This window comes from Streptomyces decoyicus (assembly GCF_019880305.1).
GTDB lineage: Bacteria > Actinomycetota > Actinomycetes > Streptomycetales > Streptomycetaceae > Streptomyces > Streptomyces decoyicus.
The window spans coordinates 4,140,728-4,157,329 of the sequence record NZ_CP082301.1; the positions used below are offsets into that span (position 1 = coordinate 4,140,728).

16 protein-coding genes are annotated in these 16,602 nt (G+C 73.9%); 7 read left to right on the forward strand and 9 right to left on the reverse strand.

Going from position 1 to position 16,602, the window contains the following annotated elements:
- Positions 1–14 precede the first annotated feature (14 nt).
- Positions 15–1,634, reverse strand: a complete 1,620-nt coding sequence (locus tag K7C20_RS18135; protein ID WP_052414231.1) for a protein kinase domain-containing protein — start codon at positions 1,632–1,634, stop codon at positions 15–17.
- 488 nt (positions 1,635–2,122) lie between these two features.
- Here K7C20_RS18135 and K7C20_RS18140 point away from each other — a divergent pair, with 488 nt between their 5' ends.
- The gene (locus tag K7C20_RS18140; protein WP_053208494.1) at positions 2,123–3,676 is read left to right on the forward strand and encodes a serine/threonine-protein kinase; all 1,554 of its coding nucleotides are present in this window, start codon (positions 2,123–2,125) and stop codon (positions 3,674–3,676) included.
- Between the two features lie 32 nt (positions 3,677–3,708).
- Here the strand turns inward: K7C20_RS18140 and K7C20_RS18145 are convergent, their stop codons facing one another.
- Positions 3,709–4,236 (reverse strand): DUF5994 family protein, encoded by a 528-nt coding sequence (locus tag K7C20_RS18145; RefSeq protein WP_030075490.1) that lies wholly within the window; start codon positions 4,234–4,236, stop codon positions 3,709–3,711.
- A gap of 277 nt (positions 4,237–4,513) precedes the next feature.
- Between K7C20_RS18145 and K7C20_RS18150 the strand changes: the two genes are divergently transcribed.
- Both K7C20_RS18150 and K7C20_RS18155 read left to right on the forward strand, forming a co-directional pair.
- Positions 4,514–4,795, forward strand: a complete 282-nt coding sequence (locus K7C20_RS18150; protein WP_030075491.1) for a hypothetical protein — start codon at positions 4,514–4,516, stop codon at positions 4,793–4,795.
- Positions 4,796–4,830: 35 nt separating this feature from the next.
- The gene (locus K7C20_RS18155; protein WP_030075492.1) at positions 4,831–5,100 is read left to right on the forward strand and encodes a hypothetical protein; all 270 of its coding nucleotides are present in this window, start codon (positions 4,831–4,833) and stop codon (positions 5,098–5,100) included.
- Here the strand turns inward: K7C20_RS18155 and K7C20_RS18160 are convergent.
- The 3 genes from K7C20_RS18160 to K7C20_RS18170 form a co-directional block, all read right to left on the reverse strand.
- Entirely contained in the window at positions 5,058–6,386 is a 1,329-nt protein-coding gene (locus K7C20_RS18160) for a glycosyltransferase 87 family protein (protein ID WP_078952820.1), read from the reverse strand. The genes K7C20_RS18155 and K7C20_RS18160 overlap by 43 nt on opposite strands.
- Positions 6,383–7,084 carry a class I SAM-dependent methyltransferase gene (locus tag K7C20_RS18165; protein WP_048828634.1) on the reverse strand — a complete coding sequence of 234 codons (702 nt, stop codon included), beginning with the start codon at positions 7,082–7,084 and terminating at the stop codon, positions 6,383–6,385. The genes K7C20_RS18160 and K7C20_RS18165 overlap by 4 nt, the downstream gene beginning before the upstream one ends.
- A gap of 69 nt (positions 7,085–7,153) precedes the next feature.
- Positions 7,154–8,272 carry a glycosyltransferase family 4 protein gene (locus K7C20_RS18170; protein WP_053208495.1) on the reverse strand — a complete coding sequence of 373 codons (1,119 nt, stop codon included), beginning with the start codon at positions 8,270–8,272 and terminating at the stop codon, positions 7,154–7,156.
- Between the two features lie 59 nt (positions 8,273–8,331).
- Here K7C20_RS18170 and K7C20_RS18175 point away from each other — a divergent pair, with 59 nt between their 5' ends.
- Complete coding sequence (locus K7C20_RS18175) at positions 8,332–9,171, forward strand: PIG-L deacetylase family protein (RefSeq protein ID WP_245170939.1); 840 nt, start codon at positions 8,332–8,334, stop codon at positions 9,169–9,171.
- Positions 9,168–10,244: a lysylphosphatidylglycerol synthase transmembrane domain-containing protein gene (locus K7C20_RS18180; protein ID WP_053208496.1), complete on the forward strand. Its 1,077-nt coding sequence runs from the start codon at positions 9,168–9,170 to the stop codon at positions 10,242–10,244. Before K7C20_RS18175 ends, K7C20_RS18180 begins: the two co-directional genes overlap by 4 nt.
- Here K7C20_RS18180 and mptB read toward each other — a convergent pair.
- The 4 genes from mptB to K7C20_RS18200 form a co-directional block, all read right to left on the reverse strand.
- Entirely contained in the window at positions 10,177–11,634 is a 1,458-nt protein-coding gene (gene mptB, locus K7C20_RS18185; protein WP_222892628.1) for a polyprenol phosphomannose-dependent alpha 1,6 mannosyltransferase MptB, read from the reverse strand. The genes K7C20_RS18180 and mptB overlap by 68 nt on opposite strands.
- Before the next feature lie 130 nt (positions 11,635–11,764).
- Entirely contained in the window at positions 11,765–13,270 is a 1,506-nt protein-coding gene (locus tag K7C20_RS18190; protein WP_053209563.1) for an alpha/beta hydrolase, read from the reverse strand.
- A gap of 113 nt (positions 13,271–13,383) precedes the next feature.
- Positions 13,384–14,124: a PP2C family protein-serine/threonine phosphatase gene (locus K7C20_RS18195; protein WP_053209562.1), complete on the reverse strand. Its 741-nt coding sequence runs from the start codon at positions 14,122–14,124 to the stop codon at positions 13,384–13,386.
- 96 nt (positions 14,125–14,220) lie between these two features.
- Positions 14,221–15,351: a site-2 protease family protein gene (locus K7C20_RS18200; RefSeq protein WP_030075505.1), complete on the reverse strand. Its 1,131-nt coding sequence runs from the start codon at positions 15,349–15,351 to the stop codon at positions 14,221–14,223.
- Between the two features lie 187 nt (positions 15,352–15,538).
- Between K7C20_RS18200 and K7C20_RS18205 the strand changes: the two genes are divergently transcribed.
- Together K7C20_RS18205 and K7C20_RS18210 are read left to right on the forward strand one after the other, a co-directional pair.
- Positions 15,539–15,826: a hypothetical protein gene (locus K7C20_RS18205; RefSeq protein ID WP_030075506.1), complete on the forward strand. Its 288-nt coding sequence runs from the start codon at positions 15,539–15,541 to the stop codon at positions 15,824–15,826.
- Positions 15,827–16,140: 314 nt separating this feature from the next.
- Positions 16,141–16,503: an SET domain-containing protein gene (locus K7C20_RS18210; RefSeq protein ID WP_051818375.1), complete on the forward strand. Its 363-nt coding sequence runs from the start codon at positions 16,141–16,143 to the stop codon at positions 16,501–16,503.
- Positions 16,504–16,602: the final 99 nt, after the last annotated feature.

Sequence of the window (16,602 nt, forward strand, 5' to 3'; positions counted from 1 at the left end):
ACAAGTTCGAATTCTTACCCTCTGGTCCCCGGAATCTCCGTTCCGGCACGCCGTTGGGTCCGCTTACGGTCCGGCCCGCCCATGGAGCGCAGAGCTCCGGAGGCCACCGCCTGGGCGGCCGGTTGTGCCGAAGACGGCGGCCGGATGCGGGACTTGAGGATCTGGGCGCCGAGGGCGAGGGGGACGCCCAGGAGGAGGACGTAGAAGACGGCGATCTTGCGGAGGTCGTCGAGGAAGAACCAGACGGAGGTCAGGGCGGTGAACCAGAACGCCACGAGCGCGAATCCGCCCGTGCCTTCGTCCTTGTATCCGGCGGCCAGGCACAGTGCGGCGACGATGCCCAGGACCAGGGCGATGATGACGTAGTGGGTTTCCCAGCCGACGCTGCCGCGGGCGAGCTCGGACCAGGTGGCCACCGCCTCCGCCACCGGGCCCCAGGCCACCGCGCAGGCGAGCCGTGCCGACCACAGCAGGAACACCGCACCGGCGACGGCGGCGAACAGCGCGACCCGGTTGAACTGGCCGACCTCGATCATGTCGGTCCGGGATATCACCAGGGAGAGGAAGCAGCCGAGGAGGGCGACCGCGCCTTCGGCCGTCGGGCGGAAGACCACCCGGGCCGGTCTCCGGCGGGCGGGCTGTGGTGCCTCCGGTCCGCTCCCGGAGGGCGCGGGGGAGGCTACGGCCGCCGGGGCGGGCTCCCTGACGGCCGGATCGAGCACGGCCGGATCGAGCACGGCCGGGTCGAGCACGGCCGGGTCGAGCACGGCCGGGTCGAGTGCGGTGGGGGTGCGGACGGGCGGAGCCGGTGGGCGGGGCCGGGAGGCTTCGCCGAGCGCCTGGTGCATCGTGGACGCACTCGCGAAGCGGTCCTCCCGGCCCTTGCGCAGCGCCCTGGCGATCACCGCGTCCATGGCGGGCGGCAGCTCCGGGCGGAGCCGGGAGGGAGGCACCGGTTCCGCGGCCAGATGCTGGTGCATGACGGAGAACGGGGAGTCCCCGGTGTACGGGGGGCGGCCCGTCAGCAGCTCGTAGAGCAGACAGCCCACGGCGTACAGGTCCGTACGGTGATCGGTCTCGCCGCCGTTGATCTGCTCCGGGGCCAGATAGGCGGGGGTACCGACGGCCACGCCCGTGCCGGTCAGCCGGGTGGCCACCTCGGTCAGCGCCTTGGCGATGCCGAAGTCGACGACCTTGACCCGGCCCGTACCGGTGAGCATCACGTTCGCGGGTTTGATGTCCCGGTGCACGATGGCGTGCCGGTGGCTGTGCTCCAGGGCCTCCAGCACCTGGCCCGTGAGGTCGACCGCCTGTGCCACCGGCAGCACGCCGTCCTTGAGGACATGGCTGAGGGTCCTGCCTTCCACGTACTCCATGACCAGATAGGGCTCGGCGGCACCGCCACCAGCGTCCTCCCCCACGTCATGAACGGTGGCCACACCCGGGTGGTTGAGGGCGGCGGCGGCGTGCGCCTCGCGCTGGAACCGGGTGAGGAACTCGGGCTCCAGCGCCAGTTCGGCGGAGAGGGTCTTCACGGCGACGGTACGGCGCAACCGGTGGTCAACGGCCCGGTACACCTTGCCCATCCCGCCGTGCCCGAGCTGCTCCACCAGCTCGTACCGCTGGCCCAACATCCTGTGCTCCACCGGGTTCCTCCAGGGACCGTCCACACGCCGACACGTACGCGGGAAGACGTACTGGAGTGCGAGCGGGTTCCTCCGCGGGTGGGGGGCGGGTTCATCGGCGTGGGTGAGGCCGTGGGTGAGGCCGTGGGTGAGGCCATATGTGAGGCCGTAGGTGAGGCGGGGCCGGGGCCGGCGGCGATCACTCGGCCTTCCGGCTCGACGTCCTCGGCGCGGGTTGCCGGGTGCCGGGTGCCGAGCGCGGAGTGCCGGGTGCGGAACGCGGAGCGCGGAGCGCGGAAGGCCGACCGTGCCCACAGGGGCGGCCGGGCGAAGGGGGCGCGCCGCTGGGGCAGTTGCCCCGCCCGCCCCGGAGTCCGCCCGGCACCCGGCCGCCACCGTGCCGGATCGAGGCGGAACGCCCCCCTCCGGGCGCGCCTCGGCACGGGCTATCGTGCTCCCGCAAGCTTGTACGGCCGGGCGAAGGAGGCGACCACGCGGTGTCCGATCTGGGGCGGCTGATAGCCGACCGGTACCGGCTCGTGGAGCGGGTGGGCCGCGGCGGCATGGGCACGGTCTGGCGGGCCGAGGACGAACTTCTCGGCCGCCATGTCGCCGTGAAGAAGCTGTTCGTTCCGCCGCACCTGAACGACGACGAGGTCCGCACGCTCTACGAGCGCACCCGCCGCGAGGCCCGCAGCGCCGCCCGGATCACCCATCCCCACGTGATCGTGGTGCACGACGTCGTCGACGACGAGGGTCTGCCGTGCATCGTCATGGAGTACATCCCCTCGGACACCCTGGGCGACGTCCTCAAGCGGCAGGGCGCGCTGGCGCCGGAGGAAGCGGCCCGGATCGGCTGCGGCATGGCCGCCGCGCTGCGCGCCGCGCACGACGCCGGAGTGCTGCACCGGGACGTCAAGCCGGCCAATGTGCTGCTCGGGAAGGACGGGCGCATCGTCCTCACCGACTTCGGGATCGCCGTGCAGTCCGGTACGCCCTCCCTGACCAGGACCGGCGAGCTGGTCGGGTCCATCCAGTACCTGGCGCCCGAACGCCTCCGCAGCAACATCGCCGAACCCGGACCCGCCAGCGACCTGTGGTCCCTCGGGGCGACGCTCTACCAAGCGGTCGAGGGCCGGCCCCCGTTCGGCCGGGACACCGCGATCGAGACGGCGTACGCCATCGCCGCCGAGGCGTACGAGGCCCCGCGCAACGCCGGGGAGCTGGCCCCGGTGATCGAGAGTCTGCTCCGGAAGGAACCCGGTCAGCGCATGGACGCCCACGAGGCCGAACGCCTCCTGGGCCGGGCCGCCGGAGCAACGACCACCAGGCAGCACCTCCTGGGCGACACCTCCGGAACACGGACCGCGCTCGACGCCCCGGCGACGCAGCCGCAGCGCGCCGTCGTCAGCGAAGCGCCCCCGCGCGGGGGCAGCCGCAGGCGGCGCACGGTGCTGTGGTGCGCCTCGGCGGTGGCGGCCGCCGCCTCCGTGACCGGCGGCGCGCTGCTGTGGCCCTGGGGCGGCGCCGAGGCAACGGACAAGGGCCCCTCGGACACCGCCTCGGCCGGCCGCCCTGCGCACGACAGCCCTTCCCCGCTTCCCCCGCTCCCCGCCGGCTACCACCTCCAGAAGGAGGGCGACGGCTTCTCCCTCCCCGTCCGGGACGGCTGGACGCGCGAGGATCCGCCCGGCGGTGAGGTCGCCTACGTGGACCCGTCCGAGCTGGTGGGGCTGCGGATCAACATCGTCGGGTTCGCGGGGTCCGATCCGCTCCGGCACTGGCGGGAAACCGAAGAGGACCAGACGCGCCGGGACAACCCGGGCTATGAGCGGGTGCGGATGGACCCCACGACCTTCCGCGGACGGCCCGCGGGGTACTGGGAGTTCACCTTCGACGGCAAGAAGCGGAAGTACCGGGCGGTGGAGCTGGCGTTCAGCGACGACGGCGGCACCCAGTACGTGATCTACCTTTCCGCGCCGGACGCACAGTGGAACACCTACCGGCCGGTCTTCGACACCGCCGTCAAGGGAATCCGCCTCGGCGCCTGAGGCGCCCGCGCCCGCGCCCGACGACCGGGCCGTCAGGTCGAGCCGCTGGGTTCCCGGCCGGTTCGCGGGCCTTCCGCGGGGCTCGGGGGCGGCGGACCGCTGCCGGTGTCGATGAGGATCTGTCCGGCCTGGGCGACGTTGTCGGCCTGCACGGCCCTGTTCATGGCGGCGTGTGCCGCCTCGGCCGTTGCGGTGGGCGGGACCACCAGCAGCGAGAAGTGGTCCTGGTCGCCGCGGGTGATGAGGATCGTGTCGTCGCCGACCGGGAAGGAGTCGATGTGCACGATCCGGTCCTCGATGACCAGACGTGTCGGGAGCTCTTCCCAGGCACTCGCGTCCAGGCCGACGCGTGCGACGGGGCCGAGATGCTCGGTCAGTGCCGTGATCAGACCCGGCAGCTCGGCGCCGATGTCGCGGGAACGCGGCCACCACGCACCGTCGAGAACGCCCTCGCGGGACCGCGTCGTCTCCAGCCTCACGAGCGCCGTACCGGGTCTCACCTCGTGGTGGACCGCTTCCGGCAGAAGCTTGGGGAGGTCGGGGGTGTCGGAGTCGGTCATGGTGTGCCCGCCCGTCCGCGGTTCGGTACGTCCGCTGCTTGCCCGTGACGACGCCGGCGCGGCCGCCGACGTGCAAAGCCTCGCTGGCTTCACGGTACTCCGCGGGCGGGCGCACGACTCCGCGGGCGGGCGCACGGGGCCGCCCACAGCGCCGGCCACGGGCGCGGGACTGGGAAAATCGCTGGTCACGCCAGAGCTCGGGGGCCTCGGGCGGAGTAGGGTGAAGAGACCGTGAGGCCTTCGAAACTTGCGGTCCGGCGAGGGCATGGAGGTCGGCATGAAATCCGAGGCTGCCAAGGAACCTGTGGAGCCCATGCCCTCGGGCGGGCAGGCCGAGGTGCGTATCGTCGCCGCTTCCCCCGAGACCGCCCGGCAGGTCGCGGAGACGCTCCGCCGCAGCTTCGCCACCACCGAACAGCGCAGCTACCCCGCCGGCGGCGACGGCGGCACCCGCCTCCACCTCACCGTCGACACCGCGCACCCGGCCCGGCCTGCACGGTCCTGGCTTGCGTCGGGCCGGTCGTCCGGGGGCAACGGGCCGCAGGCCGACGAGGTCTGAGACAGCACGGCGCCGGGCACGAGAGGGCGGCAGCCATGGCAACACTGCGCGAGCGCAAGACGTACCGCGACCACGTCATGAAGGCCTTGTACGAGGCCACCGAGGGCAACCGCCTGCTGGGCGTCACCGGCGCGAAGCTGCATGACGACCTCGGGATCGATGCCCAGGATCTGGCGGCCGCCTGCACCTATCTGGTGGGCGAGGGCCTGATCACGGTCGACTGGGTGGCGGGCAACACCCCCGCCATGGTCACGCTGACCCATCAGGGCATCCGGCTGATGGAGGCCGAGGAGGAGCGTGACTGACTGGCGTTCCGCGGCCGGTCCGTTCCCTGCCCCGCGGCGGGCAGCAGCAGCGCGACGAGCGTGAGCACCGCGCAGACGGGATAGCTCCAGCCGAGCGCGGCGAGGTACCAGGGGCGGCCGAACTCCCAGATGTCCGCCTGGGCCAGCGCCAGCCAGTGGATGAGATAGCCGGCGAGGGCGAGGCCCCAGGCGGTCAGGGCCGCGGTGTGGACCCGGGTGCGGTGCGGGGTGTGGATCAGCCACAGGACGGCCGCGACGGACCAGATCCAGTGGTGGCACCACGAGATGGGGCTGATCAGAAGGCCCAGGAGCTCTACGGCGAGCAGAGCGCCGAGGCGGTCGGTGCGGCGGGCCGTGCGCACCACGGCGGTCAGCGCCAGCAGCGCTGCCGGGACGGCGCAGGCCCACCACGGGGCGGACCAGCCGACGTCGTGGCCGAGCGTGCGGGACAGCGCCCCGCGCACCGACTGGTTGAGCACCGAGCCGACGGGGCCGACCCGTGCGGCCTCGCCGACCGCGTGGAGCCAGAAGTCGGCGGCGGGCCGGGGCGCCGCCCACCATCCGGCCGCGACGGTGGCGGCGAACACCGCCCCCGACCACCACACCGCCGACCAGCGCCGGTGCACCAGGAAGTAGAGGCCGGTGACGGCCGGGACCAGCTTCACCCCCGCGGCGAGGCCGGTGCCGAGCCCCGCCGCGGCCGCCGAGCGCCGCTCGACGGCGTACGCCACGCACGCCGCCAGCAGCAGATTGATCTGCCCGAGCGCGAGCGTGACGGCGACCGGTTCGGTCCACAGCAGGGCGGCGCTCCACAGCAGTACGCGCCGGCGGTGCCGGGCCGCCGGCGCGGCGGGGTCGGCCATCCGCAGGCAGCAGTGGACCAGGACGCAGAGCGCCAGGACCGAGGCCGCGGTCCACACCGCGCTCACCAGCGGCCACGCCCCCCACGACAGCGGGAGGAAGAGCAGCGCGGCGAACGGCGGATAGGTGAACGGCAGCGGAAACAGGTCGGGGCCGGGCAGCCGCAGACGGAAGGCGTACAGATCGCCGCTGAGCAGGTGCGGGGCCGCGGTCCGGTAGACCCGCAGATCCACCATGCCCACCCGCAGACATGCCGGGACCCACACCAGCAGCAGCATCACCACGGCGGCGAGCAGCAGCACCGTGCCCGGACGGCGGACCGTCGTGCGGCGGACCGCGTCGATACGCCGTCGGCCGGACCGGGTGTTCTCCGGTGCACCGCCGGCCGCCGGACCGCCGGCCGGGAAGCGCACCGTGGGGCTCATGCGTCCCGGCCCGGGGCCGGACCGGGACCCGCGTTCCGCAGTTCCCCGGTGCGGTCCGCGGCCGGGGCCTCGTAGACGCTGACGGCGAAGGGGCGGGCGCTGTCCGGTTCCACGTGCTCGGCCACGCGGCGGAACCTCGCGACGGCCTCGAAGTACGCACAGAACCTGCGGGACTCCGGCCAGGGGTGCACCAGGACCAGCAGACCGCCGGGCGCCACCGCCCGGGTCAGATGTGCGCAGGCCCGCCGCAGGTGGCGGTGCCGGCCCAGGTAGTACAGCAGCTCGGCGCAGAAGACGAGGTCGAACCGGTCCTCCGGGGGCGCGGTGAGGATGTTCAGCCGCGCGAACCGGGGGGCCGGGGTGCCGCCGGGCACCGGAGTGCGGGCCCGGGCGAGCGCGCGTTCCGAGATGTCCACGCCGGTGACCTCGGCGTGCGGATATGCCGCCGCGAGGCGGTGGGTGAAGGCGCCCTCGCTGCACCCGACGTCCAGGATCCGCCGGTAGCGGCGCCGGGGGAGCTGCCGCAGGGTCGTCGCGTACTTGGACTGCTCGTAGTCGTCCACGGCCAGCCCCCACGGGTCCGGCCGTCGGTGCCACCAGTCGAAGTACCAGTGCAGGACCCGCCCCTGGCCACGGAGGCCGAGGAGGGAGAGCGCGGCGAAGAGGATGCGGTGAGCGCGGTCGAGGACCCGGTGCATGAGAACCTTCCGGCCGTTGCGGTGGCCACTGTCCCGGGAGGCCGCCGGCGGATGCGGGATGACGGTGCGTCAGCGGGCGACGTCGTCGTAGGCGTGGGCGAACGCTTCGGTGACCACGGGCCAGGTGCAGTGCACCGGCTCGGTCTCCCAGTTGTGTGCGGCCAGGGTGCTCCGGGCTCCCGGCGTACGGGCCAGCCAGAGCACCTCGTCGGCCAGGGCGAAGGCCGAGTGCCCGCACAACGCCCCCTCGCGGTTGTGCCGTACGAAGTCGGCGACGCCGGTGTGCGCACGGGCGAGGACCGGCAGTCCGCTGGTGCGCGCCTCCAGGGCCGCGATCCCGAAGGACTCCCGGCGGCAGGGATTGACGAACAGATCCGCACCGGCCAGCAGCTCCCGCACCTCGCCGGGCTGGAGACGGCCGGCGAGGCGGATCCAGCTGTCCATCCCGTTGCGGCGCAGATAGCGCTGTATCGGCCCCGCGCTGGGTCCGGCGCCGGCGAACGTGGCGCGCAGCGCGGTGCCCCGGCGGGACATCCGCGTATGGGCGGAGTGCAGTGCGGCCAGCAGCTCCATCGGCTCCTTGCGCGGGACGAGCCGGCCGACGGCGACGACATGCACCCGCCCGTCCTGGCGCTCGACCGCCGCGCCCGGACTGCGCCACCACGCGGCGTCGATGCCATTGGGAATGACCCGGGGGGTGACGTCCGGCAGGGCCTGCCGGATGAGGCGGGCGGCCGGCCTGCTCACGGTCGTGACGGCCACCGGAGCGGTGGGGCCGTGTCCGGTCCGGCTCAGCAGCCGGTACAGGGCCCGCACCACCGGATCCCACATGCTGTGGACGGTGGCGACGGCGGGGATGCCCCGGCGCCGGGCGCAGGCCAGTGCGGCCCAGGCGAACGGGGAGGCCGCGCCCAGGTGCACATGCACCACCCTCGGGTGACGGGCCGTCAACAGCCGGTCGATGGCGTGTCCCGCCCTGGGGTGAACGGGGAGCTGCCCGGGTAGTCGCGCGCTGATCCTGTGCACGGGATACGGCCACGAGGCCACCTCGGGCCCCGGCCCGGCGGGCGTCGCGGTGACGACCTCGGCGGCCTGGCCCGCCCGGCGCTGCGCGGCGGCCAGGGCGGCGACCTGGATTTCGATACCTCCCGTCCGCGGCGCAAAGCAGTCTGAAATGTGAAGGATCATGGCTGCACTTCCGAAATGGGGCGTGAAGTTCCCCAGTATGGGGTGGTAAAGCATGGTTCGTGAGACATACATGCTTGTTCTTCCACGCACATCCGGACGACGAGGCGCTGCTGACCGCCGGCACCATGGCGCGCCTGGCCGGTGCGGGACACCGCGTGGTGCTGGTGCTGGCCACGGCGGGCGAACGCGGCCTGGCGCCGCAGGACCTGCGGGACCGGGGCCTCGGCACGGTGCGCCGCGAGGAGGCGCACGCCTCCGCCCGGATCCTGGGCTGCTCCCGGGTCGCCTTCCTCGGCTACGCCGATTCCGGGCACACGCCCGGCCCGGCCCCGTCCCGCGGCGGCACCCGGCCGTTCGCCGCGGCGGACGTCGAGGAGGCGGCCGCCCGGCTGGCCGACCTGCTCACCGAGGAGCGCGCCGACCTGCTCACCGTCTACGACCCGGCCGGCGGCTACGGGCACCCCGACCACGTACAGGTCCACCGGGTCGGCTACCGCGCCGCCCGCATGGCGGGCACCCCGGTGGTGCTGGAGGCCACCGTCGACCGGACGCTCCTGCTGCGCGGACTGCGCGCGGCCTCCTGGGTCCACCGCTTCCCGCCGCACTTCGACCGGGACTCCTTCCGGACGGCGTACGGCGCGCGCTCCGAGATCACCCACCGGGTGCCGGTCAAACGGCACTGGCGGGCCAAGCGCGCCAGCCTGGCCGCGCACCTCAGCCAGGCCCGGGGCGGCGACTCCGAACGCACCCTGGCCGCGCTGGGCCGCCTGCCCGGACCGGCCTTCCGGCAGGTGATGGGGACCGAGTGGTACATCCAGCGCGGGCTGCCGGCAGGAACCCTCCACCGCGATCCGCTGGCCACCCTCCCGAACGCCAGGGCCACGGCACCGAGCCGATGACCCGGCCCACCGTGCGTCTGCCGAAGTCCGCGCTGCGGCTGCCGAAGTCCCCCGTGCCTCTGCCGAGGTCCGCCCTGCGCCTGCTGGGCCTGCTCTCCTCCGCCGCCGGCCTCGTCGTACTGGCCCTGGCCGTACCGAGGGCGGCGGGAACGGACTGGGCCGCCGTCCGGTCCCACCTCGGGCACATCAGCGGCCCACAGGTGGCGCTGATGTGCGGCCTGGCAGGTGCCGCACTGTGGAGCTACACCTACGTACTCAGCGCCGCGCTCCCCGGACTGACGCTGCGTCAGGCGCTGTGGATGAACTGCACCGGCAGCGCCGTCAGCAATCTGCTGCCGCTCGGCGGCGGTGCGGGAGTCGCGGTCACCTATGCCATGGCACGTGGCTGGGGGCATCCGCCGCGAGCCGTGGCCGTGTGCGTCGCGCTCACCGGAGTGTGCAACGTGGCCGCACGGCTGGTGCTGTCGGCGGTGGGCGCCCTGCTGCTGGCGGGGACGCCCGTTCCGGGCATCGGCTGGGCGGCGGCCGCGGGCGGCGTGGCCCTCGTCCTGCCCGTGGCGGTGGCGGCCGCGTGGCCTGCCGTACGCCACCGCCGCCGGGCGCCCGGTACCCACCGGCGGACCGCGCCGGCCGGAGCGCCGGGGCGGCTCGTCCGGCGGGCCCGGCAGTCGGCGGCGCGGCTGCGCGACGAGAGCCGGGATGTCGTCCGCCGCTCCTGGGCGCGGTTGGTGTGCGGCATGTCCGCCACCCTCGGGGCCCAGGGCGCGCTGTTCCTGGCCTGTCTGCAGGCGACGGACTCCCGTACGGGCACGGCGGATGCGCTGGCGGTCTTCGCGGCCAGCCGGCTGCTGACCCAGATCGCCGTCACCCCCGGCGGGATCGGCGTCACCGAGTGCGCCGCCGCCGTCGCGCTGGTCGCCCTCGGCGGCGCCCCCACGGCCGTGGCCTCGGCGATGCTGCTGTTCGCCACCTTCACGCATCTGCTGGAGATTCCGCTGGGCGCGCTCACCGGGGCGCTTTGGCTGCTGCGCGCGGGACGACGGCGCCCCGCTCCCGCACCGGCCGCTCCCTAGGCGCCCACCGCGCCACCGCCGTCACGGCCGCCGCTGCCCCGACGGCGGCCGCGATCCCGCTCGTCCAGGTGGGACCGTGCCCCGACGGCATCACCACCAGCATCAGCCCCACCATCGCCGCCTTGGCGCCGCTCCGCCCCAGCCGTCGCCAGGACACCGCCGCCAACGGCACCACCGCCCACAGCACGTACCACGGCTGCACCACCGGAGCGGAGGCCACCAGCGCCAGCAGCGCCAGCCCCGTCGCCCGCTCGGCGCCGACCTCCGGGGCGCACCGCACCCAGTAGCCCACCGCGGCCAGGCCCACCAGCAGCCCGGCCAGCCGCGCGGCCGTCATCGCACCGGCCGCCGTGCCCCACCCCAGCCCCTCGGCGAGCCACCCCAGCAGCCGGCCCGCGTCCGTGCTCAGGGACAGCAGGGTGCGCACTTCGGCAGGCGTACGGAGGGTCCACAGCCACCCCCACCCCTGGCCGCACACGGCCACCCCCGCCACCAGTGCGGCGACGGCCACCCCGGCGATCCCCGCCGCCTGCCGCACCCGCGGCCAGGCCCCGGACCGCCCCGCCACGGCCACCGCCGCCGCGCACAGCAGGGCCACCCCGGCCGGCGCCTTCACGAGCACCGCGGCGGTCAGTACGACGGTCCCCACGGCCCAGCGCCCCCGGCCGAACGCCAGCAACCCGGCCGTCATCAGCCCGAGCATCAGCGCCTCGTTGTGCGCCCCGCCCACCAGATGCAGCAGTACCAAGGGGTTGAGCGCCCCGGCCCACAGCGCCCCGGCCGCGCCGGAGCCCGACGCGGCGGCCAGCCGGCGCAGCGCCCACACCATGAGGCCCAGACCGGCCAGCGCCACCAGCCGCAGCCCCACGGTCGCGGCCACCACATGCTGTTCCCCGGTGACCGCCACCACGGCCCGCGCCGCGGCGACGGACAGCGGTCCGTACGGGGCCGGGGTGTCGTGCCACATCCCGGGGACATTGGCCGCGAGCGGCCCGCCCAGCGCCGCCGGGCCCAGCACGTACACATCGCGCCCGCGGCCCGCCAGCGCACCCTGGGCGAGGTAGCTGTAGGCGTCACTGCTGCCCAGCAACGGACCCGGCACCAGCGGCAACGCCCAGCACCACAGAGCCGTGTACGACTCACGCCACCCGGCGGCCGTCCCGTCCGCGACGCGCGTGCCCAGCCGCCACCACGCGATGATCAGCAGCACCAGCCCGGCGTACGACAGGGCGACGCCCACGCACATGAGCGGCGTGCCGTGCCGCCCCCACAGCCCGTCCGGAACTCCCCCCGGCAGCGCCCCGGATCCCCACCCGCCCGCGCCCAGCAGCACGGAGCCCAGCGTGCCCAGGAGCACCTCTCCCCGGACGGTGATCCCTGCCGCGCTCATCCGGCCAACCTAGACGCGGGCCGGGGCCGCAAGACGCACACAGACGGACATGTCGCCCGTCCGCGCTAAGGGCTGCCCTTGGCGCCGGGCCCCACGAGGAGGCCGGGCCCGCCGCCGCCACGCGACCGGCTCAGTCGGCGCAGTACGTGTCCTGCTGCGGGCGCCGGCCCGTCGTCAGGAAGGCGGTGACGGTGCGGTTGCCGCAGGCGTTGCCGTTGCCCAGGTAGGCGCCGTGGCCGCCGTGCTCCAAGGTGACCAGACGGGCCCGGCCGCCCAGGGCCTGACGCATCTTCAGGGCGCCGAAGTACGGGGTGCCGGGGTCCCGCCGGTTCTGGATCATCAGGATGTTGGACGGTCCGTCGGCGGTGATCCGCGTGGGCTTCTGTGCCGGCGCGTCCTTCCAGAAGGCGCAGGGCACGACGTTCGCCGGCATCCCTGCCGTGAGCGGATGCCGGGCGCGGTCGGCGGCCACCGCGCGCCGGTACGCGGCGACCGACGCCGGCCAGCGCACGTCGTTGCAGAGCGGCGCCATCAAGGCCGCCGCGTCCTCGTCCGGCAGCGGCCCGGCGAGGGCGTCGGGCAGCACCGGCCGGGCGGCCGGGTCCTGGGCCTGCCGGACGAGCCGGGCGAACTGAGGGAAGAAACCGTCGCTGAACAGCGCGTTCTGGAGCGCCTGGCGCAGCCGGTTGCCGGTCAGCGGGACGCCCTTCGTGCTGGACTCCTTCGGTACGCGGTCCAGTTTCGCCGCCAGCCGGAGGACCAACGGCCGGACGTCCTGGGGACGTTCGGCCAGCCGCAGCCCCTCGTCCTCCCTGGCCGGGTCCGCCGCCCAGGCCGCGAAGTCGGGGAACCGCTCGTCCGCGCCCGCCGACGTATTGGCCAGCCAGCCCCGCTCCACCCGCGACGGGTCGGGGTCACCATTGCTGTCCAGCACCCAGCGGTCGGTGTGCTGCGGGTACTTCTGCGCATACACCGCCCCGACATACGTCCCGTACGAGCTGGCCCAGGCCGACAGCTTCGCCTCGCCCAGGGCCCGGCGCAGGCTCTCGATGTCGCGCACCTCGTTCGCGGTGGACAGGCTCCCCAGCACGGCACCGCCATGACGGCCGCACGCCGCGGCGATCCGCCGGGACCGGGCGACGTTCTCCGTGATGCCGCCGTCCGGCCCCGGCCACGACCGCAGGGTCACCAGATGCCGGTCGGCCGGGGCGAGTCCACAGCCCGCCTTCGTGCTGCCGCCCGTCCCCCGCGGATCGAAGCTGACGAGGTCGTACGCGCCGGCCATCTCCTTGCCCAGCGCCGCGCCCTTCGCCCCCAGCCAGGGCACCCCGGATCCCCCCGGGCCTCCGGGGATCAGCAGCAGCGTCCCCCGCCGTGCCCCGGGCCGCTCGCTGCGCACCCGGGACACGGCGAGTCTGAGCTGCGGCCCCTCCGGATCGCGGTAGTCGAGCGGTACGGGCAGCTCGGCGCACTCCTGTCGGGCAAGAGCGGGCTCGGCGCACGCCCCCCAGGTGAGGGCGGGTCCCGTGGTGCCGGAGGCCTGGGCACGGGCCGCCGGGGAGACAGCGGCCAGGGTGCCGGCGACAGCTGCGGCGGACAGGGTCAGCAGAAGGGTGCGGCGGGCGTAAGTCGTCATGGCACAAGGGTTGTTGAGCGGGACGCCGCGGCCCATCCGGCTGCCGGGACAACCGTGGTGGGGTTATCCCGAGGGGGGAGCCGTCGCGCGCCGTCGGCCCGGTCCCGCCCGCCCTACTCCCCGACGGTGATCAGCGCCAGCGTGATGTTGTCGGGGCCGCCCGACTCGATCGCCGACTTCCACAGCTCGAAGGCGGCCCGGCCGCCGGTGTGCAGCCGTAGCAGTTCGTCGAGCACGTCCTGCGGGACGGGGTCGGTCAGACCGTCGGTGCACACCAGGTAGCGGTCGCCCACGGAGAGCGGCACGGTCGTCAGGTGCGGGGTGACGGCGCTGAACGTCACCGCGCCGCCGAGCGCCTGGGTGACGAGCGAGGTGGTGCGCCGCCCCGGCGACAGCGGCGGGCTGTCGTCCACGCTCACCTGCCGCAGACTGCCCGCGGCCGCGTCGAACACCCGGCTGTCACCGACGTTGAACACCAGCAGGGACTCCTCCTGCACGACCACGCCGGCGACCGTGGTGCCCATGGTGGTCAGCTCCGGGTCCCGTTCGGCGGCCGCGTACACCGCGTGGTTGCAGAGGTTCACGGCATCCCGGACGGCGTCCTCGCTGCCCAGTGAGGGACCGAGCGCGGCCAGTTGCCGGACGGTCAGCGCGCTGGCCACCTCCCCGCCCGGCTGCCCCCCGATACCGTCGGCGGCCGCGACGACCACCGGGCTGCCGAGCGGGAACACCAGGGTCTGCGGGTTCTCGGTCACCGTGCCGCAGAGGGTCCAGGGGCCGGCCACCAGGCTGTCCTCGTTGTGCTCGCGGATCAGTCCGGTGTGGCTCAGGGCGGTCACGGTGAGGTACGGCATGGCTCGTGTCCGGCTCCGGTGCTGCGCTCCGGCAGGCCCTCGTCCCCCGTGGCGTGCCGTACCACCATTGTGACGGCCGGCCGGGCTCCTCGCCGGTCAGCCGGACTGCTTGCCGCTCAGGGTGTTCCGCCGCATCAGCCGGCCGATGTCCTTCCCCGTGACGATCCCGACCAGATGCCCCGCGTCCACGACGAGGATGCGCGCGCCGGTGCGCAGGCTGACCCGGTCGAGAGCCTCGCTCAGCAGCTCGTCCGGAGCGGCGACCGCGCACTGGGACAGCGGCATGGCCACCTCGCGCACCCGCATCGTCTCCCGGCCCGGACCGGGGACCGTCGCGAGCCGGCGGATCTGCACGAGACCGCTGGGGCGGCCGTCGAAGTCGAGCAGCGGCAGCGCGGAGTGGCGGGAGTGCACGGCCACCTCGTCGATGAAGCGCTGGACGGTCAGCCAGTCGGCGCCGCTCACCACCGGGCTGGACATGGCATCGGAGACCGGTATCCCGCGCAGCGCGGTGTGCAGGGCGGCACGGCGCCGCTCCGCCCCCGCCACGATCATGACGAAGAGACCGATGAAGACGATCCACAGCCCGCCCGGCGCCCCGCGGAGCACGGAGATCCAGCCGGCGGCCACCAGGAGCATCCCCATGATCTGGCCGCCCCGCGAGGCCGCCAGGTCCGCGCGGTCCCGGTCCCCCGTGCGCCACCACAGCACCGCCTGCACCACCCGCCCGCCGTCCAGCGGCACGGCGGGCAGCAGATTGAAGACGCCCAGGAAGAGGTTCGCCCAGCCCAGCCAGGCCAGGACGACGGCCGGCACCGCCCAGCCGGACACCTCGTGCAGCCCGATCCCGGCCCCGAGCGCCACACCACCGATGAGCAGGCTGATGAGCGGCCCGCTGACGGCCACCGCGAAAGCCGCCGCCGCGGTCTGCGGCCGCCCCATCCGGGTCGTACCGCCCAGCGCCCACAGCGTCACGTCCTGGACCGAGATCTGCCTCCGCCGGGCGGTCGCGGCATGTGCCGTCTCGTGCAGCAGCAGGCTGCCCATGAGCAGCGCGGCCCCGGCGACACCGGCGACCGCGTACACGGCGTCCGAGCGGCCCGGCGTCCAGACCGGAAGGCCCTGGTGGCCGAGTCCGTACGCGAACAGGCCCACCAGCAGCGGCACGCTCCAGTGCATGCGCAGCGGCACCCCGACCACATGTCCGACACGGACCGAGCCGTTCATCGTCGTCTCCTGGCCGGTCCGGCGCCCGGTTCCTGCGGGCAGGCCTGGGCGGCCTGCACTCCGTGAACCGGCCGGTCCGGCGCCCACCACAATTGTCGCTCGCAAAACCTACCCTGGAGGCAGGAAAGGACTGCTGGTCGTACGGGTGGCACGCTGGTCGTACGGACGGAACTGCCGGAGGTGCGTCATGGGACAGAGCCACCACTTCCACCTGGACCAGGGTGATCACTCGATCACGGTCAATGTCGGGCCCGGCCGGTCCGGGGAGATCGAGCTGCTGGTCGACGGCAAGGTCGTCGCGTACCGGAAGGAGCACAGCGCCGGCATGAACGTGCTGACCGGCGAACTCCCCGAGGAGCCCGCCCACCCCTTCCGGATCCTGCTGCGCCAGCCGCACCTCGTCCCGTCCATGCCCCGGTGCACGCTGGAGCTGGACGGTGTGGCGCAGCCCATGCCGGAACGGCTGGTGCTCTAGAGGCACAGGGGGCACTGGGGGCACTGGGGGCACTGGGGCTCTTGAGGCCCTGAGGGTCTCTTCTCTCGCCACGGCATGCCGCCCGGGGCCGGCCGGCATGCCCGTGCATGCTCCTCCGCCGCCACGGAAACTCTCGCGAGCTGTTGGGCCACCCGGCTGATTGTGGCCGCCGAGCGTTTTGCTTCCCGCGGGTTGAACGACGTTGCGGGCAGACAACGGCAGCACGATACGTCTGGCATCAGTAGGTCGAAGAGGCGAGGAGCGACGTGAGAAGAATTGCGCAGGCAGGAACCATCGTCGGGACGTGTGGGCTGATGCTGCTCGGCAGCGGAGCGGCCCATGCGGTGACCCTGCCGGGCGAGTCCCTGCTCTCGGCGGCGGTGGGCGCGGACGTCGGCACGGTGGCCGGCATGGTCTCCGGGGTGATCTGCAACAACCGTCTCGCCGACTTCAACTACAAGTCACCGGTCTTCAAGTCGCCGCACCCCTGCATCAACGGGCCGGTACACAGCGGCAACAGCCTGAACAGCGGCAACTTCCTCAACCACGGAAACCCGAACAACAGCGGCAACATCGCCAACACCAACGGGTCCACCAACAGCGCCAACTCGGTCAGCGGCGCTTCGTCGAACAGCAGCAACAACATTCAGCGCATCCTCGGAGGCCTCCTCCACTGACCCGGATATGGCCTCCTGATACGGCTACGGCCCACGGCCTCTTCGCGAGCCGTCCCGCGATCGCCCGGCGCACTCCGCCGGGCGATCGCCGTTTTTGGA

Bases quoted from the DNA above. Each gene is read 5' to 3' on its own strand.
- K7C20_RS18135 (WP_052414231.1), bottom strand. From the start codon at position 1,634: ATGTTGGGCCAGCGGTACGAGCTGGTGGAGCAGCTCGGGCACGGCGGG.
- K7C20_RS18145 (WP_030075490.1), bottom strand. From the start codon at position 4,236: ATGACCGACTCCGACACCCCCGACCTCCCCAAGCTTCTGCCGGAAGCG.
- K7C20_RS18150 (WP_030075491.1), top strand. From the start codon at position 4,514: ATGAAATCCGAGGCTGCCAAGGAACCTGTGGAGCCCATGCCCTCGGGC.
- K7C20_RS18155 (WP_030075492.1), top strand. From the start codon at position 4,831: ATGGCAACACTGCGCGAGCGCAAGACGTACCGCGACCACGTCATGAAG.
- K7C20_RS18160 (WP_078952820.1), bottom strand. From the start codon at position 6,386: ATGAGCCCCACGGTGCGCTTCCCGGCCGGCGGTCCGGCGGCCGGCGGT.
- K7C20_RS18165 (WP_048828634.1), bottom strand. From the start codon at position 7,084: ATGCACCGGGTCCTCGACCGCGCTCACCGCATCCTCTTCGCCGCGCTC.
- K7C20_RS18170 (WP_053208495.1), bottom strand. From the start codon at position 8,272: ATGATCCTTCACATTTCAGACTGCTTTGCGCCGCGGACGGGAGGTATC.
- K7C20_RS18180 (WP_053208496.1), top strand. From the start codon at position 9,168: ATGACCCGGCCCACCGTGCGTCTGCCGAAGTCCGCGCTGCGGCTGCCG.
- mptB (WP_222892628.1), bottom strand. From the start codon at position 11,634: ATGAGCGCGGCAGGGATCACCGTCCGGGGAGAGGTGCTCCTGGGCACG.
- K7C20_RS18190 (WP_053209563.1), bottom strand. From the start codon at position 13,270: ATGACGACTTACGCCCGCCGCACCCTTCTGCTGACCCTGTCCGCCGCA.
- K7C20_RS18195 (WP_053209562.1), bottom strand. From the start codon at position 14,124: ATGCCGTACCTCACCGTGACCGCCCTGAGCCACACCGGACTGATCCGC.
- K7C20_RS18200 (WP_030075505.1), bottom strand. From the start codon at position 15,351: ATGAACGGCTCGGTCCGTGTCGGACATGTGGTCGGGGTGCCGCTGCGC.
- K7C20_RS18205 (WP_030075506.1), top strand. From the start codon at position 15,539: ATGGGACAGAGCCACCACTTCCACCTGGACCAGGGTGATCACTCGATC.
- K7C20_RS18210 (WP_051818375.1), top strand. From the start codon at position 16,141: ATGCTGCTCGGCAGCGGAGCGGCCCATGCGGTGACCCTGCCGGGCGAG.